Annotated in this window: 30 protein-coding genes, 1 tRNA gene and 1 other RNA gene; 21 read left to right on the plus strand and 11 right to left on the minus strand. The window is 69.9% G+C overall.

The genetic code is table 11. From position 1 onward, the window contains the following. Positions 1-15: 15 nt before the first annotated feature. Complete coding sequence (locus NF557_RS15410; protein ID WP_252620551.1) at positions 16-255, minus strand: hypothetical protein; 240 nt, start codon at positions 253-255, stop codon at positions 16-18. A 118-nt stretch (positions 256-373) separates the two neighbouring features. Between NF557_RS15410 and NF557_RS15415 the strand changes: the two genes are divergently transcribed. Next, positions 374-739 (plus strand): hypothetical protein, encoded by a 366-nt coding sequence (locus NF557_RS15415; protein ID WP_252620552.1) that lies wholly within the window; start codon positions 374-376, stop codon positions 737-739. A 23-nt stretch (positions 740-762) separates the two neighbouring features. Beyond that, positions 763-1413, plus strand: coding sequence for a DUF4037 domain-containing protein (locus NF557_RS15420; protein ID WP_252624243.1), 651 nt, complete (start codon positions 763-765; stop codon positions 1411-1413). Here NF557_RS15420 and NF557_RS15425 read toward each other — a convergent pair. From NF557_RS15425 to NF557_RS15440, 4 genes are all read right to left on the minus strand, one after another. Beyond that, positions 1392-2294 (minus strand): LLM class flavin-dependent oxidoreductase, encoded by a 903-nt coding sequence (locus tag NF557_RS15425; RefSeq protein WP_252620554.1) that lies wholly within the window; start codon positions 2292-2294, stop codon positions 1392-1394. The genes NF557_RS15420 and NF557_RS15425 overlap by 22 nt on opposite strands. 284 nt (positions 2295-2578) lie before the next feature. After that, a complete protein-coding gene (locus NF557_RS15430; RefSeq protein WP_252620556.1) occupies positions 2579-2821 on the minus strand; it encodes a hypothetical protein in 243 nt (80 codons plus the stop codon). Positions 2822-3923: 1102 nt separating this feature from the next. Further along, positions 3924-4286, minus strand: a complete 363-nt coding sequence (locus NF557_RS15435; protein ID WP_252620558.1) for a sterol carrier family protein — start codon at positions 4284-4286, stop codon at positions 3924-3926. A 3-nt stretch (positions 4287-4289) separates the two neighbouring features. Beyond that, on the minus strand, positions 4290-5528 hold the full coding sequence (locus NF557_RS15440) for an arginine deiminase (protein WP_252620559.1): 1239 nt from the start codon (positions 5526-5528) through the stop codon (positions 4290-4292). Between the two features lie 129 nt (positions 5529-5657). Here NF557_RS15440 and NF557_RS15445 point away from each other — a divergent pair, with 129 nt between their 5' ends. The 4 genes from NF557_RS15445 to NF557_RS15460 all read left to right on the plus strand — a co-directional run bounded on the left by NF557_RS15445 (position 5658) and on the right by NF557_RS15460 (position 8845). Further along, the gene (locus NF557_RS15445; RefSeq protein WP_252620561.1) at positions 5658-6704 is read left to right on the plus strand and encodes a zinc-dependent alcohol dehydrogenase family protein; all 1047 of its coding nucleotides are present in this window, start codon (positions 5658-5660) and stop codon (positions 6702-6704) included. A gap of 104 nt (positions 6705-6808) precedes the next feature. Next, a tRNA-Ser gene (locus tag NF557_RS15450) sits at positions 6809-6896 on the plus strand. A 103-nt stretch (positions 6897-6999) separates the two neighbouring features. Continuing rightward, an RNA gene (gene ffs, locus NF557_RS15455) (signal recognition particle sRNA small type) lies at positions 7000-7096 on the plus strand. A gap of 111 nt (positions 7097-7207) precedes the next feature. Next, positions 7208-8845, plus strand: a complete 1638-nt coding sequence (locus NF557_RS15460; protein ID WP_252620563.1) for a vWA domain-containing protein — start codon at positions 7208-7210, stop codon at positions 8843-8845. A gap of 51 nt (positions 8846-8896) precedes the next feature. Here NF557_RS15460 and NF557_RS15465 read toward each other — a convergent pair whose 3' ends face one another. After that, the gene (locus tag NF557_RS15465) at positions 8897-10450 is read right to left on the minus strand and encodes a helicase HerA-like domain-containing protein (RefSeq protein ID WP_252620564.1); all 1554 of its coding nucleotides are present in this window, start codon (positions 10448-10450) and stop codon (positions 8897-8899) included. A 42-nt stretch (positions 10451-10492) separates the two neighbouring features. Between NF557_RS15465 and NF557_RS15470 the strand changes: the two genes are divergently transcribed. Next, complete coding sequence (locus tag NF557_RS15470; RefSeq protein WP_252620566.1) at positions 10493-10795, plus strand: type II toxin-antitoxin system VapB family antitoxin; 303 nt, start codon at positions 10493-10495, stop codon at positions 10793-10795. 33 nt (positions 10796-10828) lie between these two features. Then, a complete protein-coding gene (locus tag NF557_RS15475) occupies positions 10829-11347 on the plus strand; it encodes a LytR C-terminal domain-containing protein (RefSeq protein ID WP_252620567.1) in 519 nt (172 codons plus the stop codon). Between the two features lie 35 nt (positions 11348-11382). Here NF557_RS15475 and NF557_RS15480 read toward each other — a convergent pair whose 3' ends face one another. After that, positions 11383-11841 carry an SRPBCC family protein gene (locus NF557_RS15480; protein ID WP_252620568.1) on the minus strand — a complete coding sequence of 153 codons (459 nt, stop codon included), beginning with the start codon at positions 11839-11841 and terminating at the stop codon, positions 11383-11385. Positions 11842-11921: 80 nt separating this feature from the next. On the opposite strand from NF557_RS15480, the gene NF557_RS15485 reads away from it, so the two are divergent. After that, positions 11922-13418, plus strand: coding sequence for an aldehyde dehydrogenase family protein (locus NF557_RS15485; RefSeq protein WP_252620570.1), 1497 nt, complete (start codon positions 11922-11924; stop codon positions 13416-13418). Position 13419: 1 nt separating this feature from the next. After that, positions 13420-13884 carry a flavodoxin family protein gene (locus NF557_RS15490; RefSeq protein ID WP_252620571.1) on the plus strand — a complete coding sequence of 155 codons (465 nt, stop codon included), beginning with the start codon at positions 13420-13422 and terminating at the stop codon, positions 13882-13884. A gap of 63 nt (positions 13885-13947) precedes the next feature. Here NF557_RS15490 and NF557_RS15495 read toward each other — a convergent pair whose 3' ends face one another. After that, complete coding sequence (locus tag NF557_RS15495; protein ID WP_252620573.1) at positions 13948-15735, minus strand: GMC family oxidoreductase N-terminal domain-containing protein; 1788 nt, start codon at positions 15733-15735, stop codon at positions 13948-13950. A 45-nt stretch (positions 15736-15780) separates the two neighbouring features. Here NF557_RS15495 and NF557_RS15500 point away from each other — a divergent pair, with 45 nt between their 5' ends. Continuing rightward, a complete protein-coding gene (locus NF557_RS15500; protein WP_252620575.1) occupies positions 15781-16164 on the plus strand; it encodes a DoxX family protein in 384 nt (127 codons plus the stop codon). A gap of 55 nt (positions 16165-16219) precedes the next feature. Next, positions 16220-16591: a hypothetical protein gene (locus NF557_RS15505; protein ID WP_252620577.1), complete on the plus strand. Its 372-nt coding sequence runs from the start codon at positions 16220-16222 to the stop codon at positions 16589-16591. A 7-nt stretch (positions 16592-16598) separates the two neighbouring features. On the opposite strand, the gene NF557_RS15510 is transcribed toward NF557_RS15505, so the two are convergent. Continuing rightward, the gene (locus tag NF557_RS15510) at positions 16599-17105 is read right to left on the minus strand and encodes a tetratricopeptide repeat protein (protein WP_252620579.1); all 507 of its coding nucleotides are present in this window, start codon (positions 17103-17105) and stop codon (positions 16599-16601) included. A 97-nt stretch (positions 17106-17202) separates the two neighbouring features. Between NF557_RS15510 and NF557_RS15515 the strand changes: the two genes are divergently transcribed. The 3 genes from NF557_RS15515 to NF557_RS15525 are packed head-to-tail and all read left to right on the plus strand — an operon-like array spanning position 17203 to position 19964. Then, a complete protein-coding gene (locus NF557_RS15515) occupies positions 17203-17766 on the plus strand; it encodes a Uma2 family endonuclease (RefSeq protein WP_256842049.1) in 564 nt (187 codons plus the stop codon). A 51-nt stretch (positions 17767-17817) separates the two neighbouring features. Further along, positions 17818-18642 carry a class I SAM-dependent DNA methyltransferase gene (locus NF557_RS15520; RefSeq protein ID WP_252620581.1) on the plus strand — a complete coding sequence of 275 codons (825 nt, stop codon included), beginning with the start codon at positions 17818-17820 and terminating at the stop codon, positions 18640-18642. Positions 18643-18683: 41 nt separating this feature from the next. Beyond that, entirely contained in the window at positions 18684-19964 is a 1281-nt protein-coding gene (locus NF557_RS15525) for a threonine/serine exporter family protein (protein WP_252620583.1), read from the plus strand. Positions 19965-20510: 546 nt separating this feature from the next. Here NF557_RS15525 and NF557_RS15530 read toward each other — a convergent pair. Next, positions 20511-21140, minus strand: coding sequence for a TetR/AcrR family transcriptional regulator (locus NF557_RS15530; protein ID WP_252620584.1), 630 nt, complete (start codon positions 21138-21140; stop codon positions 20511-20513). 88 nt (positions 21141-21228) lie between these two features. On the opposite strand from NF557_RS15530, the gene NF557_RS15535 reads away from it, so the two are divergent. Genes NF557_RS15535 through NF557_RS15560 form a run of 6 tightly spaced genes read left to right on the plus strand, consistent with a single transcriptional unit; the run spans position 21229 to position 25353 of the window. Then, positions 21229-22152: an NAD-dependent epimerase/dehydratase family protein gene (locus tag NF557_RS15535; protein ID WP_252620585.1), complete on the plus strand. Its 924-nt coding sequence runs from the start codon at positions 21229-21231 to the stop codon at positions 22150-22152. After that, positions 22143-23120 (plus strand): CPBP family intramembrane glutamic endopeptidase, encoded by a 978-nt coding sequence (locus tag NF557_RS15540; protein WP_252620587.1) that lies wholly within the window; start codon positions 22143-22145, stop codon positions 23118-23120. The genes NF557_RS15535 and NF557_RS15540 overlap by 10 nt, the downstream gene beginning before the upstream one ends. Further along, positions 23117-23653: a hypothetical protein gene (locus NF557_RS15545; RefSeq protein WP_252620589.1), complete on the plus strand. Its 537-nt coding sequence runs from the start codon at positions 23117-23119 to the stop codon at positions 23651-23653. The genes NF557_RS15540 and NF557_RS15545 overlap by 4 nt, the downstream gene beginning before the upstream one ends. A gap of 28 nt (positions 23654-23681) precedes the next feature. Continuing rightward, positions 23682-24128 carry an SRPBCC family protein gene (locus NF557_RS15550; RefSeq protein ID WP_252620591.1) on the plus strand — a complete coding sequence of 149 codons (447 nt, stop codon included), beginning with the start codon at positions 23682-23684 and terminating at the stop codon, positions 24126-24128. Positions 24129-24172: 44 nt separating this feature from the next. Continuing rightward, positions 24173-25150, plus strand: a complete 978-nt coding sequence (locus NF557_RS15555; RefSeq protein ID WP_252620593.1) for an iron-containing redox enzyme family protein — start codon at positions 24173-24175, stop codon at positions 25148-25150. Then, positions 25147-25353 (plus strand): CDGSH iron-sulfur domain-containing protein, encoded by a 207-nt coding sequence (locus NF557_RS15560; RefSeq protein ID WP_252620595.1) that lies wholly within the window; start codon positions 25147-25149, stop codon positions 25351-25353. Before NF557_RS15555 ends, NF557_RS15560 begins: the two co-directional genes overlap by 4 nt. Here NF557_RS15560 and NF557_RS15565 read toward each other — a convergent pair. After that, entirely contained in the window at positions 25350-25985 is a 636-nt protein-coding gene (locus NF557_RS15565; protein WP_252620597.1) for a methyltransferase, read from the minus strand. The two genes, NF557_RS15560 and NF557_RS15565, sit on opposite strands and share 4 nt — an antisense overlap. Between the last annotated feature and the right edge of the window lie 53 nt (positions 25986-26038).

A 26038-nucleotide genomic window follows, 5' to 3' on the forward strand; every position in this document is an offset into this window, starting at 1 on the left:
CGGGCGGTCCCGTGTTCAGGAACGGTCCGAGAAGCGCTCCACGAGCAGATAGACGATCCCGCCGAGCAGCCCGCCGAAGAGACCCAGCGGGCCGGCCACCGCGATGAACTCCTGGCCGGCGCTCGCCCGAGGGGCGTCTGGTCCGAGGTAGGCGACCACCGCGCCGATGACAAACCCCAAGAGCGCCCCCGTCACCAGGAACGGCACCAACTGGGGACGACGGGACACCTTGCGGCGAGATGGCTGGTCAGTCACACGTCCAAGGATGCCACGGCCCGCACCGCCGGTCGTGCCCCGTGGTCCGGTCGGCCCCGTGGTCCGGTCGTGCCCCGGACGTCCGCGGTGGCACGTCGAGTGCCGGGGGGGAGGTGAGATGCCGGTGTTCGTTCCGGGAGCCGAGCTGAGTCGGCGGTTGTATGACGATGTCGTGCACCCTGTTCTCCGGGCGAGGTTTCCTGGCCTGCCGCACTCCGCGGCACTGCTCGGCCGGGGGTCGGAGGTGCTCGGCTTCGACGATGAGATGTCGACCGACCACGACTGGACGCCACGGGTCCTGATCTTCCTCGCCGAGGAGGACGAGCGCCAGCATGGCGACGCGGTGCGGGAGGCACTGGCGCAGGACCTGCCGTCCGCCTTCGCCGGCCACCCGACCGGCTTCGAGGTCTGGTCCGTCCGCAGCTATGTCCGGCGACAGCTGGGGCGGACCTCGACCGCGACATCGAGCCGCGCGACTGGCTGACCTTGTGGGAGCCCGGGTTGCGCATGTTTGTCTCGGGGCCGGTCTTCCACGACGAGGTCGGCCTGCAGGGGGCCCGCGACCGGTTGGCCTACTACCCCCACGACGTCTGGCTCTACCTGCTGGTCACCGGGTGGTGGCGCGTCCACCCGGAGATGAACCTGGTCGGCAGAGCGGGATTCGCGGGCGACGAGCTCGGCTCCGGGCTGATCGGGGCGCGTCTGGTGGGCGACCTCATGCGCCTCGCGTTCCTAATGGAGCGGCACTACGCGCCCTACTCAAAGTGGTTCGGCACGGCCTTCTCACGCCTGGCCTGCGGCGCGGAGCTGACACCCGTGCTGCGGGAGGTCGGCCGTGCGCAGACCTGGCAGGAGCGCGAAGCAGCACTGGTGGGTGCTTACGAGAAGCTGGTCGCGATGCACAACGCGCTCGGCCCGACCGCCGAGGCGACGACGCAGGTCGTGCGGATGTGGGACCGACCGTTCCAGGTCGCCTGGGCCGACATCCCGGACCTCCTCCTCCCCCTCATCCAGGACCCGGCGGTCGTCAGCATCGCCCGGCGATGGCCGGTCGGGCCCGTCGACCAGTTCCGCGAGCTGCTCTGGCCACCGACGAACCGGGCACTGCTGCTGCGTCTCTTTGACGAGGAGCCCCCTCAGCTGAGCGTGCGCAGGTAGCCCTCGAGGACCGCGATGTCGGACTGGTAGGGCGGCTCCGCACGGGGCCAGTGCACGATGACGTCGGTGAAGCCCAGCTCCTCGGCCCGCCCGACCTGGTCGGTGAGGAACTCCACGGAGCTGAGCGCCGCAGGGCCGGAGGCGTCCAGGGTGAGATAGCGCGCCATCGGCGAGCGCGGCCCCACGACCGCGGCACCGCTGTCAGTCCCGTCCGCGCACTCCCCGGCAGCCTGCTCCGCGTCGGTGAACCGTTCGGCGACCTCGGCGACGCCGGTCCACCACTGATCGACCGCGTCCCGCTCAGCCCAGTCCCCAGCGGCGGGTCCGGTGGTGACCCAGCCCGCGGCATACCTCACGGCCAGGTCCATGGCCCGCGGACCGTTCGCGGCGACGAGCAGCGGGGTCGGCTCGCTGATCCGGTTGCGGGCGTCGACCGCACGATAGAACTCGCCGTCGTGCTCGACGTGGTCCTCACGCAGACTGCGCTCAAGCAGAGGCACGAACTCGCGGAACCGGCGCGACCGCTCACCCCTGGTCAGGTCATCACCCAGCACGCGAGAGTCGAGATCGCCGCCGGCGCCGACCCCCAGCAGGACGCGGCCACCGCTGATGTCCTGCAGGGTCAGGGCGTCGCGGGCCAGGGCGACGGGGTGCCGAAAGTTGGGCGAGCTGACCAGCGTGCCCAGGCCGATGCGCTCGGTGACCATCGCCGCGGCGGTGAGGGTGGCGACCGTCGAGTGCCACGGCGAGTCCGGCAGCCCGCCCCAGACCAGGTGGTCATAGGTCCAGGCGTGGTCGAACCCCATCTCCTCGGCCCTTCGCCAGATCGGCTCGGCCTCGCGCCAGGGATATTCGGGAAGGATGCAGATGCCGTGACGCATGCGATCAGCGTAGGCGCCTTGGGTGGTCGCCTCCGCGCCGGTGGGGTGATCCCCCGTCGGTGCACTGCGGCGCCCCCGTCGGTGATGCGGCGGCGCCCCCCGTCGGCGAGGTCGCTGCGCGGGACTGGCGAATCGACCTCCCGTATGCGTGCCATGGCCGACAAACCAACGGTCCAACGCGACGGTGGCGCGCGCTCACCTGGCGGGTCGACCTCCCGCATGCGGGCCATGGCCGACAAACCAACGGTCCAACGCGACGGTGGCACGCTCATCTGGCGGGTCAATCACGACGAGGCGAGCAGTTGCTCGATCTGCTCAAAGAACTTGTCGGGGCACGTCCTCAGCCCCAGCACCGGAACCTGCAGGCTCCGCAATCCTGGATCGCGCAGACCCAGATCGTTGAAGCGCAGGGCGTCGTCGATGCCTGCGGTTCCCTCGAAGTGCTGGGCTCCTTGAATCTCAACGTGCACGCCCTGCGCCTCCCAGAAGACATCGAGGTAGACCCGTCCGTTCTTGCCTGTGCGCACGGCCTGCCGGGTGGGCTCTGGGAGTCCGCGCCGACGGCACTCCTGCGCAAAATCCAGTTCGTTGAGAGAGTGTGCACCGTTGCAGACGTCCTGGTCACGCTCTCGAGGAACGCCCGCCGCGGTGAATAGCGAATCCCTTCCCAGCGCGCAAGCAACCTCTTTGGCAACACCAGCCGCTGCTGGACCGCCATCGCAACGATCGTGGCCGCCTGTCGATCGCTGGAGGCTCCCTGTGCCGCTCGGATGGCAGCGACCTCAGGCTTGGTGCGGCGCAGGCCCACCGGCACGGTGTCTCCCAGGTCCCGCAGCAGGTGGTGGGTGACGCCCTCGATCCGTCGCGGGCGCGCCCCGTTCGGCACCGAGATGTGCACCGTGTGCTCGCGCCACCCGGTCAGTCCCGCCGCCAGGAGCGCACTCGTGCCGTCGAGCACGGAGCGCGATCCGGACTCCCACAAAGCACGCCACCATAGGCCGCGACCGGTGGGGGCTGCCGTGGTGATGCACAGTGTGTGGCACCCCGCCGGCACCCAGACCCCGCGGTCGACCTCGCCCTGCACCTGGCCCCGGGTCAGACCAGCCTCTCGCAGCAACACTCGGTTCGACACTCCGTCGTGCTGGTCAGCGATCTCTCGTGCCAGCGCATGACGTCGCGCGCGTTCCCGTGTCGTCGCAGCAGCCCTCTCTTGGCGCGTCGATCGTCCGTTCACGCGGTGATGATGCCCCGACAACCGCGTCCGTCGCCGAAGTTGTCCACAACCCCGCAGCTTCGACCTCCCAGGTGCATGCCATGGCAAACAATCGGGCGGTCGAATCGTCAGCATCATCTCGCAGCGTCCACGCGGACCCAGTCGCAGCCACCACCCGTCGTCGATACCAACGGGGTCAACCTCATCCCGCGCAGTGTGGCGGTGGGGCGTGAGGGGGTGAGCGCAGCTTCGACCTCCTACATGCATGCCATGGCAAGCAATCGGGAGGTCAGACGGGTGCTGACGAGGAACCAGACGCGCGCTGTCGACGAGGAACCAGACGGGCGCCGACGAAGATCCAGGCGAAACGCCGCGGAGGGTGGCGCCAGCACGCGCGGGACCCGTCGACCCGCGCCTCAGTCGAGCGGCAGATAGTCCACCAGGTCGGCGCGCTGCCCGCTGGCGCGCACGGTGCCCGCGTCGCGCTCCGCCGCCCACGTGCTCGCGCCGGTCACGAGTCGCAGCCAGGTCTGGCCGTCGGTCTCGATCACGTTGGTCGGAGTGCCGCGCGTGTGCCGGGGGCCCTCGATGCACTGGACCGCGCCGAAGGGCGGCACCCGGACCTCGACCGAGCGCCCCGGGGCACGGGCACCCAGTTCCTCCAGCATGTAGCGCACCGCCATCGCGACGACCTGGCGAGGAGCCTGCTCAGGGGCGCTACGCCATACGGCCAGAGCCGACTCGCCCTGATCGGGTGCGATGCGACGACGTGGAGGCAACGCTCAGCCCAGCGGGTCCCGCTCGATCGGGCAGGACATGCACCGGGGGCCGCCGCGACCGCGACCGAGCTCCTGACCGGCGATCTCCAGGACCTCCACACCCAGCCCTCGGAGGAAGTCGTTGGTGACCGTGTTGCGCTGGTACGCGACCACGACACCGGGCTCGAGGGCCAGGACGTTGCAGCCGTCGTCCCACTGCTCGCGCGCGGCCGCCCGGGGGTCCTGCTCCGCGGCGACGACGCGGGGGGAGCCGATGCCCATCGCGTCCCCGATGACCTGCATCATCTCGCCCGGGTCGTTGGACCGGATGTTGAGATTGGGCAGCTGGGAGTCGCCGGGGCCGGTGGAGGTGATCGTGTATGACGTGAGGTCCGGCAGGCCGAGATATCTGGTGAACGTCTGCTCGTCGAGCATCGTCATCACGGTGTCCAGGTGCATCACGGCCCGCGCCTTGGGCATGTCCAGCGCGATGATCGTGTCGATCTGGTCCGAGGCGAGCGTGCGCTGCGCGAGCCGCTCCACACCCTGAGTCGTGGTCCGCTCGCTGATCCCCACGAGCAGCACCTTGTTGCCGAGCACCAGGATGTCGCCGCCCTCGGCGGTGGCCGGCCCGGCTTCGACGCCCTCGGACCACCAGTCCATGCCCGCGTCCCGGAACATCGGGTGCCACTGATAGATCGCCTCGTAGTGGACCGTCTCGCGACGCCGGGCTTTCTTGTGCATCGAGTTGACCGCGACGCCGCCATAGAGCCAGGCCGAGGTGTCCCGGGTGAACAGGTGGTTGGGCAGCGGCGCGAGCAGCGCGTCGTGCGGGTCCAGCTGGGCGATGACGACAGAGCGGGGGGCGTCCATGCGCTCCAGGACCTCGGCCTTGGTGATGCCACCGATCAGGAACTGGACCAGGTCATGGTCGTCCATCTGGTCGAACAGCTCGTGCATCTCCTGCGCGGCGAACGGTCCGAGGTGCCGCTGGTCCAGCGACTGGGACAGGATCTGGGTGCGGGCCTGCGGGATGCCGACCGTCTGCTCGAGCAGCTCGTCGAAGTGGTGCACGAGGATGCCGCGCTCCTCCATGACCCGCACGAACTCCGCGTGCTCCTCCTGGGCCCGCTCGACCCAGAGGATCTCGTCGAAGAGGTAGCGCTCCTTGTTGTCAGGCGTCAGGCGGCGCATCTCCAGCCCAGGTCGGTGCACGATGACCTGGCGAAGTCTGCCCACCTCGGATCCGATATGAAGTGGCATCAGCAGGTCCTTTCGTGGCGGCAGGGACACTCTGCCACACGCGGAGCGGGCCCTCAGGGGCTCATCGGGCAGGCGGGTCCGGGGTATGACGACACGCCGGCACCGCGGTCCGTCCCGCAGAATGGGCTCATGGACGCAACAGTGCTGCACGCCCCAGGTGACATCCGCCTCGACCAGGTGCCCGATCCGCAGATCATCCGCCCCACCGACGCCGTGGTCCGGGTCGCGGCGGCCTGCGTGTGCGGGTCGGACCTGTGGCCCTATCGCGGGATCTCGAAGGTGAGCGGGCCGCGCCGCATCGGGCACGAGTGCATCGGCGTCGTCGAGGAGACCGGCAGCGAGGTGAGCACCGTGCGCGCCGGCGACTTCGTGATCACGCCGTTCCTCTGGTCGGACAACACGTGCGCGCACTGCGCGGTGGGGATGCAGGCCGCGTGCGCCAACGGCGGTGGCTTCGGCGGCCCGGACCGCGACGGTGACCTCGTCGACGGCTGTCAGGGTGAGTTCGTGCGCGTGCCGCTGGCCGACGGCACGCTGGTGGCCACCCCCGAGCAGCCGGACGAGGCGATGCTGCCCTCGCTGCTGGCCCTCACCGACGTGTTCGTCACCGGGTGGCACGCGGCCGTCTCGGCCCGCGTGCAGCCTGGTCAGACCGTGGTCGTGGTCGGCGACGGCGCAGTCGGCCTCAGTGGGGTCCTGTCGGCGGCGATGCAGGGTGCCGAGCGGATCATCGCCATGTCCCGGCACGCCGACCGCCAGGAGGTCGCCACCGAGTTCGGCGCGACCGACCTCGTGGCCGAGCGGGGCGAGGAGGGCGTGGCCCGCGTCATGGAGCTCACGGGCGGGATCGGCGCCGACGCGGTGCTCGAGTGCGTCGGCACCAAGGAGTCGATGGAGCAGGCCTTCGCCAGCGCTCGTCCGGGCGCCACGGTCGGCTTCGTCGGGGTGCCGTATGGCGCGGAGGCACCCATCACGCAGATGTTCCGGCGCAACGTGGGCCTGGCTGGCGGGATGGCGCCGGTGCGCGGCTATCTGGACGAGCTGCTCCCCCGCGTCTGGGGCGGCGAGGTCAACCCGGGGCGGGTCTTCGACAAGACCCTGCCGCTCGCCGAGGTGGCCGAGGGCTACCGCGCGATGGACGAGCGCCGCGCGATCAAGGTGATGCTGCGCCCCTGAGCGCCCTCCAACTCGCGGCCGCACCCCCACCGGTGTGCCGGCATACGCCCGCTGTGGCCTGCCGGATTTCCGAGGTCAGCAGCCTGTCGGGTAGCCTCTCCGACGGAGGATTCGCATAGTGGCCTAGTGCGCACGATTGGAAATCGTGTTGGGATAAAACCCTCGGGGGTTCAAATCCCCCATCCTCCGCCACTGTCCTGACACAGGACGACAGACCCTCGGCCCCCAGCGGGCCGGGGGTCTTGTGCGTCGCCAGCGGGTTTCGTCCCAGCGCGCCCGGGCACGTATCATGGCAACCGGTCCCCCGTGCGGTGGTACCTCACTGAACTCCCCCAGGGCAGGAATGCAGCAAGGGCAGGTGAGCTCTTCCAGGTGCGCGGGGGGCCTTCTTCGTCCCCGGCTCCACCACGGCGACCGCCCGCGTCGGGTGTGGGGCTGACGCCGTGACGTGATCGTGACCAGACCCGCGGAACCGTTCCGTTGCTCCCCGCCGTCGCACCGGCATGAAGAAGACGTTGCTCGCAACGCTGCTGGTGGCGGGGCTCGGCGCCACAGCATGCTCAGGGGACCCCGAGCCGCACGACCCCACCGAGGGCACGCCGGCAGGCGATCACGAGGAGGCGCGTCGCTTCGTCGAGGACTACGCCGAGGACCGGGACGAAGGCGCAGCAGGTCCCGCGACCATGGCTCATGAGGGCGCTGCCGACGCCGCGAGCGAGGGCGGGGACATCGCCCACCCCGAGCCGATGCCGATGCCGCCACCGCCGGGTCCGGGTGAGGACAACACCTTCACCGACGTCGGCGACACGGCGTGGGTGGCGGCCCAGGAGAGCCCGATGTCCACCTTCGCGCTCGACGTCGACACCGGGTCCTACCGGGTGGCCCACGCCATGGCGGCCAACGGGACCTCACCGCAGCCGGACTCGATCCGCGTCGAGGAGTGGGCCAACTCCTTCGAGTATGCCGACAGCGCGCCCGAGGGGACCGCGCTCGGCCTGCAGGTGGAGACCGGGGCGGCGCCCCGTGCCGGGGACGGGACCGCGCTGGTCCGCGTGGGGATCAGCTCGGACGAGGTGGCCGCGCAGGACCGTCCGCAGACCAACATCACCTTCGTCATCGACACCTCCGGCTCGATGGACATCCGGGAGCGGCTCGGCCTGGTGAAGTCCTCACTGGCGCTGCTGGCCGAGAGCCTCAACCCCGACGACACCATCGCGATCGTGACCTATGGCAGCGAGGCCGCGCCGGTGCTGGAGCCGACGAGGGTCTCCGACCGCGACACGATCATTGACGCGATCGAGGAGCTGCAGGCCGGCGGCAGCACCAACATGGAGGCCGGCCTGGCGATGGGCTACCGCCAGGCGCGGGTGGCGCAGGTCGAGGACGGCATCAACGTCGTGGTGCTCGCCTCCGACGGTGTGGCCAACGTCGGCACGACCGACGGCGGCACCCTCGCCGACGAGATCGCCGGCGCCGGTGAGGAGGGCATCCACCTGGTCACGGTCGGCTACGGCATGGGCAACTACAACGACACGCTCATGGAGCAGCTGGCCAACCAGGGCGACGGCTTCTACGCCTACCTCGACACCTTCGAGGAGGCCGAGCAGCTGTTCGTCGAGGACCTGACGCAGACGCTGACCGTCGTCGCGCGGGATGCCAAGAGCCAGGTCGAGTTCGACCCAGAGCTTGTGGAGTCCTACCGGCTGATCGGCTACCAGAACCGCGCGCTGGAGGACGAGGAGTTCCGCGACGACACCGTGGACGCCGGCGAGCTCGGCGCGGGTCACCGAGTCTCAGCACTCTACGAGCTGGTCCCGACCGACGCCGTCACCGACGGCGCAGTGGTCGGTGAGGCCCGCCTGCGCTGGGCCGACCCGGACAGCGGCGAGACCACCGAGGTGAACGCGCCGATCACCTGGTCCCAGGACGAGGCGTCCGAGACGCTGCGCCTGGCGGCGCTGGTAGCCGACTCCGCCGAGCTGCTCAAGGGCAACAGCATCGTCAGCAAGCGAGGGTTCACGCTCGCCGACCTGAGGTCCGAGGCACAGGCCCTTGCCAGCCAGGACGTGGCAGGCGTCGCGGAGCTGCTGCACCTGCTCGACGAGGACCTGCACCGGCAGGGCGCCCCGATCGAGGACTGAGACGTGTCCTGGCTCATCCGCCCATGGTGGCAACCCTGGAACAGCTGACCGTCAGCGACGCCGACCGGTGCCGAAGATGCTTCGGGAGATCTCCCGACCGATCACGGTGCCGGCCGAGCGCAGCATCGACTTGAACGCGCCGGACCCGACGACCTGCTCCACGAGCGACTCGTCCTCCTTGGTCCGCGACTTCGGCGCCGTGGCAGCGGCCTTCTCGGCCTCCTGCGCGGCCTCCGCCTCAGCGGCGGCAGCGGCGCCGGCCTCCATGCGCGCCGCCAGCTTCTCGTAGGCCGACTCCCGGTCCAGGGACTCGGAGTACTTGCTGGTCAGCGCCGAGGCCGCGACCACTCCGTCGACCGTCGCCTCCGGCGAGGGACCCATCGTGGCTTGCGGGGCCCGCAGCAGGGTCTGCGCCACGGGCGTCGGCGCGCCGCGGTCGGACAGGACGGTGATGATCGCCTCGCCGGTGCCGAGCTGGGTGAGCACCTCCTCCAGGTCGTAGTCACTGATCGGGAAGGTCGTCGCCGCCGCCTTCAGCGCCTTGGCATCCTTCGGCGTGAAGGCGCGCAGCGCGTGCTGCACGCGGTTGCCGAGCTGGGCGAGCACGGACTCCGGCACGTCGTCGGGGACCTGCGTGACGAAGAAGACGCCGACGCCCTTGGAGCGGATCAGCCGCACCGCCTGCTCGATGGACTCCAGGAACGCCTTGGACGCGTCCTTGAAGAGCAGGTGCGCCTCGTCGAAGAAGAAGACCAGCTTGGGCTTCTCGGGGTTGCCGACCTCGGGCAGGTCCTGGAACAGATCGGCCAGCAGCCACATCAGGAAGGTGGAGAACAGCGCCGGCTGGCTCTGCACGCCGGGCAGCTCCAGGCAGCTGATGATGCCGCGACCGTCGTCAGTGGTGCGCATCAGGTCGGAGGTGTCGAACTCGGGCTCACCGAAGAACTCGTCGGCTCCGGCGCCCTCGAAGGCGATCAGCTCGCGCAGGATGACTCCGGCCGTCGCGGTCGACAGACCACCCAGCGCCTTCAGCTCGGCCTTGCCCTCGTCCGAGAGCAGGTGCTGCACGACCGAGCGCAGGTCCTTGAGGTCCAGCAGCGCCAGGCCGTTCTTGTCGGCGTAGTGGAAGATCAGGCCGAGGCTGGACTCCTGGGTGTTGTTGAGCCCCAGCACCTTGGAGAGCAGGATCGGGCCGAAGGAACTGATCGTGGCCCGGATCGGCGCGCCCTTGCCCCGTCCGCCGAGGGAGAAGAACTCCACGGGGTATGCCGTGCCGGCCCAGTCCTGGCCGAGGCTGCTCATCCGCTCGGTCACCTTGGGATGGTCTCCGGCGGGGGTGGCCAGGCCGGTCAGGTCGCCCTTGATGTCGGCCAGGAAGACCGGCACGCCAGCGGTGGAGAGCTGCTCGGCCATCACCTGCAGGGTCACCGTCTTGCCGGTGCCCGTCGCGCCCGCGACGAGACCGTGCCGGTTCATTGAGCCCAGGGGCAGCCGGACCGGGGCGTCCGGCACCGCGGCGCCCTCGTGCAGGGCCGCACCGAGCGTGATGGAGGGCCCCTCGAAGGTGTAGCCGCTGCGGATCTGGTCGATCTGGTTCTCGCTCACGGGAAGCACTCTATAAGTCAGGGCGACTCATACACTGGCGCCATGATCTTCAAGGGCGTGGGTGACGGGCAGCCCTATCCGCCCCATCACCTTGAGGACTGGTCGCACCTGCCACCGCGTCTGATCCGGCTGGATGAGCTGATCACCACCAAGTCGGTGCTGGACCTGCAACACCTGCTGGCGGCCGACTCCACCTTCTATGGCGACATCTTCTGTCACGTGGTGCAGTTTGACGGCCAGCTCTATCTCGAGGACGGTCTGCACCGGGCGCTGCGTGCTGCCCTGGCCGGACGCCCGTTCGTCCACGGGCGTGTCCTCGTGCTTCCCGACCGCCGCACTCGGTAGCGTTCGGGTCAACGTTTTCGCAAGGAGTCCCGCGTGGGTTATGTCCGAACTGCTGGCATGTCGACTGCCGCCCGGCGCCGTCGCCGACGCACCGCCCTGGTGCTGACCGCGCTGATCGGCATCGTCGCCGCCGTCGGTCTCTACGCCACGGCCTACTACATGGGGTGGCTCGGCGACAGCGACACCACGACCGCCGACGAGACCGCCATCACCACGGCGGCGCCCACGCTGGCTCCGGAAGAGGTCACCGTCAACGTCTACAACGCCTCGGGCGCCCCCGGCATTGCCGGCCGCACCTCGCAGGCCCTGTCCTCGCACGGCTTCAAGATCGACGCCGTCGACGACGCCCCACCGGGGACGGAGGTGCCAGCAGTGGCCGAGATCCGACACGGTGCCGCCAACCTGGAGGCGGCGCAGCTGCTGCAGACGCTGGTCCCGGACGCCACCCTGGTCGCCGACACCCGGCAGATCGATGTGCTCGACCTCTACATCGGGACGGACTTCGTCGAGGTCACGTCCGCCGACAACGACTCGGCCACCGCGACCGGCTGACCCACGACGAGCACGTCGACACCGTCTGGCGCGGGTCAGGCCTCGGCGGCTGCGGCAATGTCGACCAGATCCTGCTCCAAGGCCTTGCGGGTCGCCCGCGCCGCCACCCCGCCCAGGACCTTCATCCCCACCTTCTGCAGCCCTGACGGCGCGGTCATCTCGGCATCGAAGCGGACGCTGAGCTCGGTCCGCGCCCCCTCGTCCAACGGGGTCAACGTGAACTCGGTGACATAGTTCGCCCCACCGGACTCGGCCCGCACCTGCGTGCGTCGCTGCGGGTCGCTCGTCGCCACCCACATCTCCTCGGTGGCCTCCCTGCCAAACATCTTGCGCGTCTCACGCCAACGGGTGCCCACGGCATACGGCCCATCGGTCATCCGCTGCACCGAGACGACCCCCGACAGGGTCTCGTGCGCGTGGTCGAGATCGGTCACGACCTCCCACACCCGCTCCGGTGACGCCTCGATGATCCGGCTGACGACGATCTCGCTCATAGACCCATCGTGCAGCACGCGGCGCACTGTGCCTGACGCCACCCTTGGTGATGGACACCCAACCGGCGAAGATGGGCCCTATGAGCACCGAGTATGCCGTGGCGCCGGCAGAGCAGTCCGTGGACCCGTCTGCGCTGGTCACCGAGGCGGTCGACCTCGCGCGTGAGACGCAGACGTGGTGGGACTCGATCGGCTTCTCCGGGCGCCGGCATCTGCTCGACCGGTGGCGGCAGGACATCACGGAACACCTCGACGAGCTGGCCGCCGTCGTGCACGACGAGATGGGCAAGCCGCACGGAGACGCCGTGCTGGAGATCGGCATGGCCCTCGAGCACCTCGCCTGGGCCGCGAAACACGCCCGCCGGGTGCTGGACCGCAAGCGGGTGGGCTCGACGCTGCTGGCAGCACACCTGGCAGCCACCGTGGAATACCTGCCGCTCGGCGTGATCGGGGTGATCGGCCCGTGGAACTACCCGGTCTACACCCCGATGGGCGCCATCGCCTATGCCCTGGCGGGTGGCAACACGGTGGTCTTCAAGCCCTCGGAGCTGACGCCGTTGACGGGCCAGTGGCTCGCGGACAGCTTTGAGCGCGCCGTCGGGCGGCCCGCCCTGCTGGCGGTCCACGGGCGTGGCGAGATCGGGGACGCCCTGTGCCGCTCCAGCGTCGGCATGATCAGCTTCACCGGCTCCCCCGGCACCGCCAGGTTGGTGATGGCGACCTGCGCGCAGAGCCTCAAGCCGGTCCTGATCGAGGGCGGTGGCAAAGACGTCCTGATCGTGGCCGAGGACGCCGACGTCCCGGCAGCAGCGGCGGCCGCGGTGTGGGGCGGGATGAGCAACGCGGGCCAGACCTGCGTCGGCGTCGAGCGGGTGCTCGCCCACGAGGCGGTCTATGACGAGCTCGTCGCGGCCATCGCGCGCGAGGCCGCCCGCGCCCGGGCCGGGCTGGACGACGGGGCCGACCTAGGGCCGATCTCACTGCCCAAGCAGGTCGGGATCATCCGCGAGCAGGTGGCCGATGCGCTCAGCCGGGGCGCCCGCGCGGTGCTCGGCGGGGAGCAGTTCAACGGACCGGCCGGAGAGGTTGCTGATGGCAGCCCGCTCGAGGACCCCGCGCGGGTGATCCAGCCGACCGTGCTGGTCGACACTCCCCCCGACGCGCGGATCCAGCGGGAGGAGACCTTTGGCCCGGTGATCACCGTCGACCGGGTGGCCAGCATGGACGAGGCCATCGAGCGCGCCAACTCCGGCTCCTACGGGTTGGGCGGTGCCGTGTTCTCGCGCAAGCACGGGCCAGAGATCGCGCGACGCATCCGCAGCGGGATGACGTCGGTCAACAACGTCATCGGCTTCACGGGACTGCCCCAGCTGCCGTTCGGCGGCGTCGGCGACTCCGGCTTCGGGCGGACGCACGGGGCCGAGGGCCTCAGGTGCTTCTGCTATGCCAAGTCCGTTGCGCGGCAGCGTTTCACGCCGCCCGTAGCCGTCACCAACTTCGACCGGCGAGCGCGGGTGGACGGCATCTTCAAGACCGCTGTCAGTGTGTTGCACGGCTCGCGCCCCTGGCAGCAGTGAGATGGGCTCCCGTCGGCTGCTGGTCGTCCACCACACCCCGTCGCCGGGGATGCAGGCGATGCTCGAGGCCTGCCTGGCCGGCGCCCGGGACCCTGACATCACGGGGGTCGAGGTCGTGCTGCGCCCGGCACTGGTCGCGAGCCCGGTCGACGTCCTGGAGGCCGACGCCTATCTGCTCGGCACCCCCGCCAACATCGGCTACATGTCGGGTGCGCTGAAGCACTTCTTCGACCAGATCTACTATCCCTGCCTGGACGCGACGCAGGGGCGGCCGTTCGCGGCATACGTCCACGGCAACGAGGGTCTTGAGGGGGCCGTCCGCGCGATCGGCAGCATCTCCTCCGCCCTCGGTTGGGAGGCCGTGGCACCCACGCTCGAAGTGATGGGAGCGCCGGACCAGGAAGCGCTGGAATCGTGCCGCGAGCTCGGCGCGGTCCTGGCCGCGTCGATCATGCCGGACGCCTGATTTCGACCGCTGCTTTGCTCGCCCGTGTCTGCAGAGCAGCGGTCGAAATCGTGCGGTGCCTGGTCAGACCGGAGTGATCGGCAGCCGCAGGGCTCCGGGCGCGGGGCCGGGCACCGCCGGGGAGCGGGGCGAGACCGGGTGAGTCACGGCATACGCCTCACCAGGCTGTGGCCGAGGATCCGCCTCACCCTTGTTGGGCCACAGGGCCATCGCCCGCTCGGCCTGCGCCGTGATCGTCAGCGACGGGTTGACGCCGAGGTTGGCCGAGACCGTCGAACCGTCCACGATGTGCAGGCCGGGATAGTTGTGGACGCGGTGATAAGGGTCGACGACACCGGTCTCGGCACTCTCCCCGATCACGCAACCACCGAGGAAGTGCGCCGTCAGCGGCCGGTTGAACGGCTCCCCGATGTTGCCGCCAGGCATGCCACCGACGATCCTGGCCATCCGCCGGACCGCCTCGTTGGCGACCGGGATCCAGTTCGGGTTGGGGGCACCGTGGCCCTGTCGGCTGCCGAGGATGCGCCGTCCGGTCAGCCGGCTGCGGCGTCGGTGGGTCGTGATCGAGTTGTCCAAGGACTGCATGACCAGCGCGATCACGGTGCGCTCGGACCAGTGCCTGAGGTCATAGATCTTGGGTAGCACCGCGCGCTGGCGCCACAGCTCGCTGGCCCACGTGCGCCACCGAGGAACTCCTGGGACCTCGTCAGTCAGCACGGTCTGCAGAGCGTTCATCGCGTTGCTGCCGTGGCCATAACGGACCGGCTCGATGTGCGTGTGCGGCTCCGGGTGGATGGAGGAGGTGATCGCCACGCCCTGGCTCATGTCGGGGCCGTCTGCCATGCGAATCGCCCCCAGCAACGCCTCCGAGTTGGTGCGGGACAGGTGGCCGAGTCGCTCCGACAGGTGGGGCAGATGGCCCTCGTCGCGCAGCCGGTGCAGCAGGCGCTGGGTCCCCAGGGCAGAGGCAGCGAGTATGACGTGGTCCGCGGTGAGCTCGTAACTGCCCCTGCGCAGCGGTCTGGTGTCGCGCACGGTCACGGTCCACCCAATTTTTGTAGTGGTTTCGCTGCCCTCCCCCGCATTTTGCGGGCGGTTTTGCACTTCGCCGGCGGGCTGCACCCGCGTGACCGTGCTCATCGGCCGGATCTGGGCGCCGAGACGCTCGGCGAGGTGCAGGTAGTTCTTGACCAGCGTGTTCTTGGCGTTGTGGCGGCACCCGGTCATGCACTCGCCGCACTCGGTGCAGCCCTTGCGCTCAGGCCCAGCACCGCCGAAGTAGGGGTCGGGCGTTAAGGCTCCCGCGACCTGCCCAAAGTGCACCCCGACGGGGGCATAGCGGAACGTGTCCCCGACCCCCATCTCGTCGGCGACTTGGCGCATCACCTCGTCGGCCGGGGTGTGCGTCGGGTTGGTCACCACGCCGAGCATCCGTTTGGCCTGGTCATAGTAGGGCGCGAGCTCGGCCCGCCAGTCCGTGATGTGCGCCCACTGCGGGTCCGCATAGAACTCGTCGAGCGGCTCATAGAGCGTGTTGGCATAGACCAGGGACCCGCCCCCGACACCCGCGCCCGACAGGATCATCGCGTTGTCGAGCGTGTCAATGCGTTGTATGCCGTAGCACCCGATCCCGGGCCGGAACAGATAGCGCCGCAGGTGGAAGGAGGTGGGGGCAAAGTCCGCGTCCTCGAACCGGGCACCGGCCTCGAGCACGAGAACCCGGTAGCCCTTCTCGCTGAGTCGCAGCGTCGCGACCGATCCACCAAAGCCGGACCCGACGATGACCACGTCCCAGTGCTCAGGCGTCGCGGGACGCGGGGTCGCGTGGGGCCAGCTGCTGCGGCGTCGCATGCGCGTGATCATCTCACCAGGGCGCCGAGGCCTGACAATAGGTGGATGCAGCCGAAGACCCTCCCCCTCGTCATCGTGCCGTTCGCCGTCTCGGGGGTGATCCACCTGGTGAAGCCAGAGACGTTCGAGCCGATCATCCCGACCCCGCTGCGGCCCTGGGCCCGGGACCTGGTGCTGGTCTCCGGTGTCGCCGAGCTCGCCTGTGCCGCCGGTCTGCTGCACCCCCGGACCCGGCCCGCTGCGGGGCTCGCGAGCGCCGCGCTGCTGCTCGCCGTGTGGCCCGCGAACGCCCAGATGAGCGTTGACCTGGGACGTCGTGCCCAGCGCAGGCGCGACCCGAGGTCGTGGGCATCCTTCGCTCTCAGCCTCGGGCGCCTCCCGCTCCAGGTGCCGATGATCCGTGCCGCGTGGCGGGCTTGGCAGGGCTGACCGGTGGGGCCTGGCGAGCACTCGCTGGACCGTGTGGGCCTGGAAGGATCGGCATATGCCGCAAGACCGCCCCGACGCCTCGTCCAGTGATGACGAGCTCCAGACCTTGCTCCTCCACGAGGTGTCCTGCTTCCCCGACGTGGAGGTCCACCTGACACCCGAGCAACTTCGCGAGGCGATCAACGTGCTGGCTCGGGACGGCCAGGAAGCTCTCGGCATCGATGACCCGATCGCGGCAGGATGGGCCCTGTTCATCATCCACCTCGAGGAGCTGGCCGAGACACTGCGCCCCGACGAGCATCACATCGTGTGGCACGACGGCGCCCTGCACCGGTCAGTGCGTGCGGACGGGCCGCCGACACGGGGGGCGCTCCCTGACCCTCCAAAGGGCGGCCCCGAGTTTCAGTGGACTGCCGCGCGCCGCTGACCAGGCCTCAAGAGCGACGGGGCAGCCCCACCATCTGACGGGTGCGGTCGCGCGCCTGGGCGCTGGAGGCGAGCTGGTCGGCCGGTGCGCCCGCCTGCACCCGCTGGGCGTAGGCGACCTCGAACTGTTCCAGGGCCTCCTGAGGTCGGTCTGCAGCCAGGAGCGTCTTGCCGTAGTGCTGGCGCAGGACCGGCTCCCACGGTGAGCCGGTGCACTCGGCCAGCAGGTCGGCATACGCCCACAGTGCGTCCTCGAACTCACCCAGGTCGCGGGCACAGTCGGCGAGCAGTGCTCGCACCCGCACGCTGGGATCTGCCGTATGCAGCAGCTCACGTGCGTGTGTCGGGTCACCCGACCAGAGGGTCTCGACCGCCTCCCCGAGGGCGTCAGTGGACATGCCTTCGCGGAAGGCCCTCAGATCGGTGATCCGTGGCCGCAGCGTGGCGCCGTCGATCACCCAGCCGGGCCCGCCCTCGACGTCTGGTGGCGGCTCGGCTCCGAGGTCTGCACGCATCCGGTCACTGTGCCACGTGCGCGGTCGCCTGTGGACAACCGTGCGGCTCTGTCAGTCGGACCTGGCAAGGTCGCTCGTATGACGGAAAGGGGGCACCATGGGGATTGTGACTGTCATCCCGCAGTCGGGTCCGTTGACCCGGGACGACCTGGAGTTGCTGCGCAGCGCCGAGGGTGGGTCCGGGGTGCGCTACGAACTGCTCGACGGGAGCGTCATCATGACGCCGTCGCCGGGTAGGTGGCACCAGACTGCGGCGTTCGAGTTGGCCAGATTGCTTCGCAACTCGAAGCCAGACGACCTCGTCGTGCTGATGGCTCCGTTTGATGTCGCGCTGGCAAAGGACACGGTGCTGCAACCCGACATCCTCGTGGCCCGACGCGGCGAACTGACCGACGCCGACCTCCCAGCTCCGCCCGTCCTCGCGGTCGAGGTGCTTTCACCGAGCACTCGGCGCATCGACCTGACGCTGAAGTGGGACCGGTTCCGCGAGGCCGGTTGCCAGTCCTACTGGGCTATCGACCCTTTCGAACCCACAGTCACGGTGTGGGAGTTGCGCGACGGTGATTATCACGAGGTGTTGGTCGCTCATGGTGCGGAGAGAGTCAGCGTGACCGCTCCGTTCCCTCTGGAGTTCACTCCGGCCGACCTGCTGCAGGACTGAGCACCAAAAAACGGGTGGCCGTGGGGCGACGCGACCCAGAGGATGGTGCACATGGACCTGACTTCACTGGACCACCTGCCGCAGGACACGTTGTGGGACGCCCGGGCTGCGGCGGCATACGACACTCCCGGCACGGGCATGTTTGCGCCGCAGGTCATCGGCCCAACCGCCGACCGGTTGGCGGAGCTGGCCGCAGGTGGCGCGGCACTTGAGTTCGCCGTCGGGACGGGGCGGGTGGCGATCCTGCTGGCCGAGCGCGGGGTGCCGGTCACCGGGATCGAGCTGTCTGCGCCGATGATCGAGCGGCTGCGGGAGAAGGTGGACGAGCAGACGCTCCCCGTCGTCCACGGCGACATGGCCACGACCCGCGTCGGCGGTGACTTCTCGCTGGTCTATCTGGTGTTCAACACGATCGGGAACCTGCTGACGCAGGACGAACAGGTCGAGTGCTTCCGCAACGCGGCGGCCCACCTGCAGCCCGGCGGCCGGTTCGTGATCGAGCTGTGGGTGCCGGACCTGCGTGGGGCCTCACCGACGGCGCCGGCGCAGGTGTTCACCGCCGAGGACGGATATGTCGGCCTCGACGTCATCGACACCGTGGGGCAACGGATCGTGTCGCACCACTTCCGCTTCGACCAGGGTCCCAGTGACCCGGACGCCAGTGACCAGGACGCCAGTGACCAGCACCCCAGCGGCCGGCGACGAGCCACTGTGGACCGGACGCCGCACCGCTACATCTGGCCCGCTGAGTTGGACCTGATGGCGCGGCTGGCCGGCCTGGAGTTGGAGACCCGTCACGCCGACTGGGAGGGTTCGGCGTTCACGGCGGACTCGGGGTCGCACGTCTCGGTCTATCGCCTCGGGCCCGCTGACTGACCGGTGCCAGCCCCGACCGCCCGTGCGAGACAATGGCGCTCGTGGCCACAGAAACCCCAGACGTCAGGACCCGGCGCCTGCTGACGTGGCTCGGCGCGGGCCTGCTCGCTGGAGGTATGCCGGTCCACGAGGTCGAGGAGGACGTCCGGGAGGTGGCCGCGACCCTGGGGCACGCCGGCATCCAGGTGGCCTGCTCCCCCAACGCGGTGACCCTCTCCCTGTCCTCGGGGCAACCGGCCTCGTTCGAGCGGGTCGAGGGCGGCATCCGCCTCGACCAGCTGGCGGAGGTCTCCGTGCTCCAGGCGGGGCTGCGCACCGGCGCGATCGAGGTCGAGGATGCCCTGGACCGGCTGGGCACGTTGCGGGCCCAGCCGCACCGCTATGCGCACGGCGGCCTGCTCGCCGGCGGCATCCTGGCGGCGGTCGGCATCGCGCTGGTCCTCGCGCCGAGCTGGCCCTCGGTCGGGTTCGCTGCGCTGATCGCTCCGGCGACGGTCGGGCTGATGGTGCTCGCGCGCCGCAGCCCGCTGGTGCAGACCCTGCTGCCATTCTTCGCGGCGTTCGCGGCGGGGATGATCGCGTTCTGGGCGGCGCGGCAGGACCTGCTCGACTCACCGCTGTGGACGCTGATCGCCGCGATCGCCGTGCTGCTGCCCGGCGCGGTGATCGTGACCGGACTGACCGAGCTGGCTGCCGGCTCGATGCTGGCCGGCACGGCGCGGCTGGGCCACGGGGCCACCCAGCTGCTGCTCTTTGCCCTCGGGCTCGGCAGCGCCGTCGTGCTGCTCCACGTCCCGATCGAGGACCTGGACCCGACGCGACCGGCCGGGCTGGGCTGGTGGGCCCCGCTGCTGGGCGTGGTCGTGGTGACGGTCGCGATCTCGCTGATGGAGTCGGTCTCCATCGCCATGGTGCCGTGGGTGCTGGCCACGATCCTGGCGACCTTCGTGGCGATGAGCGCTGGCAACGCGATGTCGGAAGCGCCGTGGGTGGGGGCGTTCCTCGGCGCTGCCGCGGCCAGCCTCGTGTCCTCGGTGGTGGAGTTCCTGCGCCCACAGGTGCCGCGGGTGATCGCCTTCCTGCCCAGCTTCTGGCTCCTGGTGCCCGGTTCGCTAGGCCTGGTGTCGCTGACTCGGATCCAGGTCGCCCCCGACGCGGCGATCGGGGCCGTCGGTGGGGTGACGGTGATTGTCGCCGCGATCGCGCTCGGCATCGTCGTCGGCGCCAGCCTCGCCCGGCCGCTGCGCTCGGTCGCCCGTCGCATCGGGTTGCTGCCGCTGCTGCAGCGCCTGCCGCGCAACCTGCGCGCCCCAGCTGGCTGAGACCGACGCTGCCGGAGGTCGTGCCGACCTGGGCCCTGTCACCGGAGCGTCAGAGGACGCGTGTCTCCGTCCTCATTCATCGCTCCGAGCACGCCAGGCGGACAGCGCCAACAAGGCAGCAGTCGGTGTCCACATGGCCCGCTCCGGCCAGGACGGCGAGATGCCGTTCACGACGGCGCCGACGCCCATGAGGGTGGCGACTCCGGTGAGAACGTGGCGGCGCACTCGCACCGGGGTGCGCGGACTCGCGACCGCCACAGCGAGCCCGGAGTAGAGCAGCGCAGCCCCGGCGCTGACGCGTCTGAGGCCGTGCGGCAAGACGCCGGAGTGAGCGCCACCGTAGCTCGCGCGACCCCAGGGGGCGCCCGCCGCGAGTGCAAGTTGGAAAGTGGCGAGACCACCAAGACCGACAGCGGTCACTCTGCGTTCAAGGGAGGGCAATTGGCCTGCAGCAACCGATCGATGCGATCGCGTCCCGTTCATCTGGTCATCATTCCGCATCCGGCGCCTACAGGCGGACAGAGTTTGCGGGGCAGTGGGCGGGCCCTAGGGCACTAAGCCGGTCAGATAGCTGCGCAGGACCGATGAGATCTCCGCCTTGGACTCCGGGGTTCCAGGCGGGGCCGCGGACAGAGACCCGACCCCCACGAGCCGATCGAACTGGAGCCCGTCGATGAGGGCAATCAGACCGTCGGCCTGCCGCGGCGGATCGACGGCACCGAGCCGGGTGAGCGCAGCCGCCGCCAGTTTCCGGAAGACGTCTCCGGCGTGCAAGATCTCGCGCAGGTCCGGGTCTGAGGCGACCTCGATCTCGCACGCCATCCGTGCCAACGTGCGTTCCGACTCCTCGAGGATCTGACCGTCGACGAAGGCCGCGACCGCATCGGCCAGCTGGCTAGCCTCCGCAAGCCTGCCGGAACGCGACCGTGGCACCTCGACGGCTTCGGTCGCAGGGACCGACACCTGAGCCAGTCGCTCGTGGGTGATGTCCGCGAGGCGGAAGAGCACGCCACGCAGCAGTTCGCGGCGGCTCCTGAAGTGGTATGACGCGGTGCCCGAGGGCACGCCAGCGGCGGCGTCCACGGCGCGGTGGGTCAGCGCTCTCACCCCGCTGCTGGCGATCACGCTGATCGCTGCGTCGGCAAGCAGCTGTGGTCGGTCGCTCGTGACAGGCATCCTCAAAACCTCTTCCGTTGTGGACCCTAGGGCTGTACTCTACCGCTACAGGTGTAGTGCTACATCTGTAGCGACTAAGGAGCCTGAAGTGTCTGAGAAACAGTTGCACGCGGTGGTCGGGGCAGCAGGCGCAACGGGCCAGCGCGTGGTCGCCCATCTCCTGGAGGCCGGGTGCCGCGTTCGCGCCCTCACCCGGGACGGTCGCCCGGTCGGGCATCCCAACGCGGAGCTGAGCACGGTCGACGCGCGGGATCCAGTGGCGCTGGTCGCGGCGACGGACGGTGCTGCGGTGATCCACCACTGCGCGATGCCGCCGATCGGACGGTGGCAGCAGGACTTTGCGCCGCTCACTGACGCGGTCATCGTTGCAGCGGGGGCCACGGGTGCCCGGGTTGTCTACGCCGACGACACGTGGATGTACGGGCGGGTCAGCGGGCCCATGACCCCGGACCTGCCTTACCGGCCGGTCGGCCCGCTAGGGGTGTTGCGCGCCTGGCTGGCCGAGCGTCTGGAGCATGCCGCGGCCACGGGACGGATCCGCCTGTCCATCGTGCGAGCCGGCGAGCTGTACGGCCCAGGAGTGCGGTCGATGATCGCTGGGAACGTGTTCGACGGCGTGGGACCCACCTCCCAGGCACTGTGGTTCGGCTCACCTGATCTGCCGATCACCCCGACATACATCGACGACTTTGCTCGAACCGTGGCAACGGTGGGCCGCCAGGACACGGCGGACTGCGCGGTCTGGCACGTCCCGAGCCCGGAACCGACCACCGGCCGCCAGTTCGTGAGGCTCGTCGCTGAGCAAGCGGACCGGCGGGCCTCGGTGACCGCGGTGCGCACCTGGCACCTTCGCGCTCTGGGCAGCGTCGTGCCGCTCGCCCGCAAGGGCGTTGAGCTGCTCTACCAGTTCGAACAGCCCTTCGTGATCGACGGAACAGCGACGATGAGAGCTTTCGATCTGTCGCCGACCCCGTACTCCGTCGGTGTGCAGGAGTCGTTGTCGTGTCCCTGATCCAGAAGTCCCTGATCGAGGAGGGGCAGCACGTGCCGGCTGAACCCGAGCGCACAGCTTCCTCGGCCGGACGGGTGGGCGGCGGGGCCGTCGTCCGATTCATCCGCCGACGACCCCTGGTGTCGTTCTTCCTGTGGGCCTACACGGTGGGACAGGTCCTGCCGTGGTCGGTGGCGCTGGCCGGGCTGTCGGAACGGGTATGGCTGATGACGGGAGCGGTGGTGGTCAGCACGTTAGTCGGCCTGCTCCTGCCCGCCCTGGTCATCACCCGCATCGTCGACGGGCCCGAAGGGCTTCACCGCCTGTGGCGGCGCGCGGTGAACGTGCGCGTCGGCGCGGTCTGGGCCGCGGCCGCATTCCTGCTGGTGCCCGCCGTGACCCTGGGCGTCGGGCTGCTGATCGGCGGCGCGCCTGCGGACCGGTCCGCAGGCTTCCTGCTCACCGCCGTCGGTCCCCACTTCCTGCTACCCCTGGTGATCACCTTCGGGCTCATCAACTGGTGGGAAGAGGTTGCCTGGATGGGCTTCGTCCAGGTTCGGCTGCAGGACTGGCGCGGCCCGCTGCTGGCCGCCGTGACCGTGGCGCCGCTGTTCGCGCTGCAGCACAGCGCCCTGATCGCTGGGCAGGGCGCCCTGGCCGCGGCGGTGCTGCTGGTCATGCTGTCGGTGCTGGCCGTGCCGTTCCGGATCGCCGTTGGCTGGGCCTACCACCGCACTGGCAGCCTCTTCCTGGTCGGGCTCATCCACGCGGTCGGCAACGCCGCAACCGGTGGCGACGGGATCAACGCGGGCTACCTGCGCCATCTGTATCCGGGCAACACCGACGTGACGATGGCGCACCTGCTCGCGATGTTCCTGCTCGGGTTGCTCGTGCTCATCGTCACCCGCGGCCGACTCCTTGAGGTCGACACCGCCACGTTGCCACCACGGGCCGCGGCGACCGCGCACAGGACGCAGGACGAGTCATGATCGGGGACAGGTGGGGAGTGACCGACAGCGAAACGGCCCTGCCCTACGCGTGCGATGAGTTCATGAGCCCGCCCACGCTTCAGGTATGGCGAGGGGTGACGGTGCATGCGCCGCCGGAGGCCCTCTGGCCGTGGCTGACACAGGTCAGGGTCGCGCCCTACTCCTACGACTGGATCGACAACGCCGGTCGCCGCTCGCCGCGCGAGCTCCTCGGCCTGCCTGAGCCCGTGGTCGGTGACAGGTACACCACGTCGGGGCGACGTGAGATGGGTCGCATCGTCTCGATCGACCACGGACGCCAGTTCACCGGAACGATCCTCGGGGCGTTCATGTCCTATCTGCTCGTGCCAGACGAGCACGAGACCACACGGTTGTTGCTCAAGGTCGTCATGAACCCCGGGCGCCTGCTCGCGCCAGCTGTCTCCGTCGGCGATCTAGTCATGGCCAGACGTCAGTTGTTGAATTTCAAGGCGCTCGCCGAGCAGGGGCCGCGCCCACCCGCGACCACCACCACCAAACAGCCGCCGTCCTGACGGCGTTGGCCTGACAAAGGAGAAGCACATGGATGTGCGCACAGACGGACACTCCACCACGACCCCACACGTGGTGTGGTCCTTGTTGTCGGCCATCGAGGCCTGGCCGCAGTGGACGCCCACCGTCACCTCCGTGACGAGGGAGAAAACTGAAGCTGACAGCCCACGGGCTTCTGACGGCATCGGCGTGGGAAGCAGATTCTCGGTGACGCAACCGCGGCTGGGCAAAGCCAGCTGGGTGGTCACGGAGTGGCAGGAGGGACGGTCCTTCACCTGGGTGTCCCGGCGACCGGGCATCCGCACGACCGCCACCCATCAGCTGCACCCTCAGGATGGGGGGACGCGCATCGAGTTGGCCATCACCTGGGACGGCCCGGGAACTTGGCTGGTCCGTGCGCTGTTTGGGCGAATGACCCAGCGCTACACGGACATCGAACTCAACTCGTTGGTGACAGCCGCGGAGGCCAGGGGGTAGCGCGACGGCGGGCGGCCCCGCAGCGTGCGGGTGAGAATCGGGACATGCACGACGTCGCCACCCTCGCCCCGATGCTGCCGAGCCCGAGGGGCCCGCTGAGCGAACGTGTCGTGGCGGACCTGCGCACCGACCCCTCACGACTGGCGCAGCGGCCCACTGGCCTGGACGCGGCCGACGACACCGATGCCGCCCTCGCCCTGTGGATGCTGCACGAGCTGTCCTACCGCGGGTTCGACGATGTGAGCCCCGACGCGGAGTGGGAGCCAGCCGTCCTCACCGTCCGCCGGGAGCTGCAGCGTGACCTTGAGGGCCGGTTGCGAGACCGGTGGCCGGGACACGAAACACGAGGCGGCGACCTCGCCGACGAGCTGATGCGCTTCATCGAGGCCGACGACGGGCCGTCCGTCGCGTCCTACGTGCACACCCGCGCGACGCGGGAGCAGGTGCTCGAGCTCGTCCGCTGGCGCTCGATCTATCACCTCAGGGAGTCCGACCCCTCCACCTGGACCCTCCCCCGGCTGACCGTGGGCCCCAAGGCAGCGCTGGCCGAGCTGCAGTATGACGAGTACGGCGCGGGCCGGCCCGACCGGTTGCACTCGCACCTGTTTGCCGAGGGCATGCGGGCCCTGGGCCTCAGCACCCACTACGGCGCCTATGTCGACGAGTGCCCGCTGGAGGTGCTGGAGATGAACAACGTGATGAGCCTGTTCGGCCTCCACGGGCGCCTCCGCGGAGCCTCGATGGGGCACCTGGCGGCGTTTGAGGTGACCAGCTCCGTCCCGAGCGGCCACCTTGCGCGCGGGCTCCAGCGGTTGGGGATGCCCGAGCTTGTCGACTACTACACGGAGCACGTCGTGGCCGACTCCGTCCACGACCAGATCGCCGTGCGGCTGATCTGCGCGGCCCTGGCGACGGACGAGCCCGAGCAGGCGCAGGACATCTTCTTCGGCGCCTTCACCTGTCTGGATCAGGAGGCCCGCTTTGCCCGGGCGATCCTGGACCGTTGGGCGGTGGCCGCGTGACCGACAGCCCGTCCGGCCAGGTCATCGTGTGCCCTGGCGGCCCGATGCTGCTGCGCGGGGCCCGCAGCTTCACCGACGACGACGGCACCGTGCACGACATCGACCGTCCGGTGGTGGCCGTCTGCCGCTGCACCTTCTCCAGCGTCCTGCCGTGGTGCGACAGCACCCACAAGCGGCTGCCGGATGAAAGGCGTCCGACCTAGCGAGCGTCCGCAGCAGGCGGCCGGCGCAGACCCACGAGGACACCGCTCTCACCGGTGCGCACCTCGGTCACCTGCAACCCGTATGACGAGGGGTCAAGTTCGGCACACTGGTCCGCGGTGCCCAGCTGGAGCACGGCTGCCCCGTCCAGAGCCAGGTGGTCTCGGATGAGGCCGAGGCAGCGCCGCGCCACGGCGAGCCCGTCGGTCCCGCCGTCGATCGCCAGCAGCGGATCCTCGGGGAAGCGCCCCGTCTGGTGAGCCGGCACCCACGGCGGGTCGGCGATGATCACCGCAAAGACCTCATCGCTGCCCACGACCTCGGTCATGTCGCCACCGCGCACCTCGACCCAGTCGTCCAGCCGCCCCGCGGCGGCGTTGCGCGCTGTCAGCTCGACAGCGGCCGGGTTGATGTCGACCGCCACCAGCTGCCGACGTGAGTCGGCCGGGGTGAGCGTGGTCGCGAGCAGGCCGATGTGCCCCGCGCCGCAGCAGAGCTCGAGCACCGGCCCCGCGGGCGCCGCAGCCATCAGGTCCGCTGCCCACCGCGACTGGTCGGCGGTCCACCACCGCGGCTCCAGGACCCGGCTGTCATAAGCGATGGCCAGGCCACAGAAGTCCATCGTCGGAGTCACCGCACCACGCTAACCAGTCACTGGCCTGGCTGGCGGGCGAGCCGATGGGGCCG

Origin of the sequence: Ornithinimicrobium cryptoxanthini, assembly GCF_023923205.1 — a bacterium.
Taxonomy (GTDB): Bacteria; Actinomycetota; Actinomycetes; order Actinomycetales; family Dermatophilaceae; genus Ornithinicoccus; species Ornithinicoccus cryptoxanthini.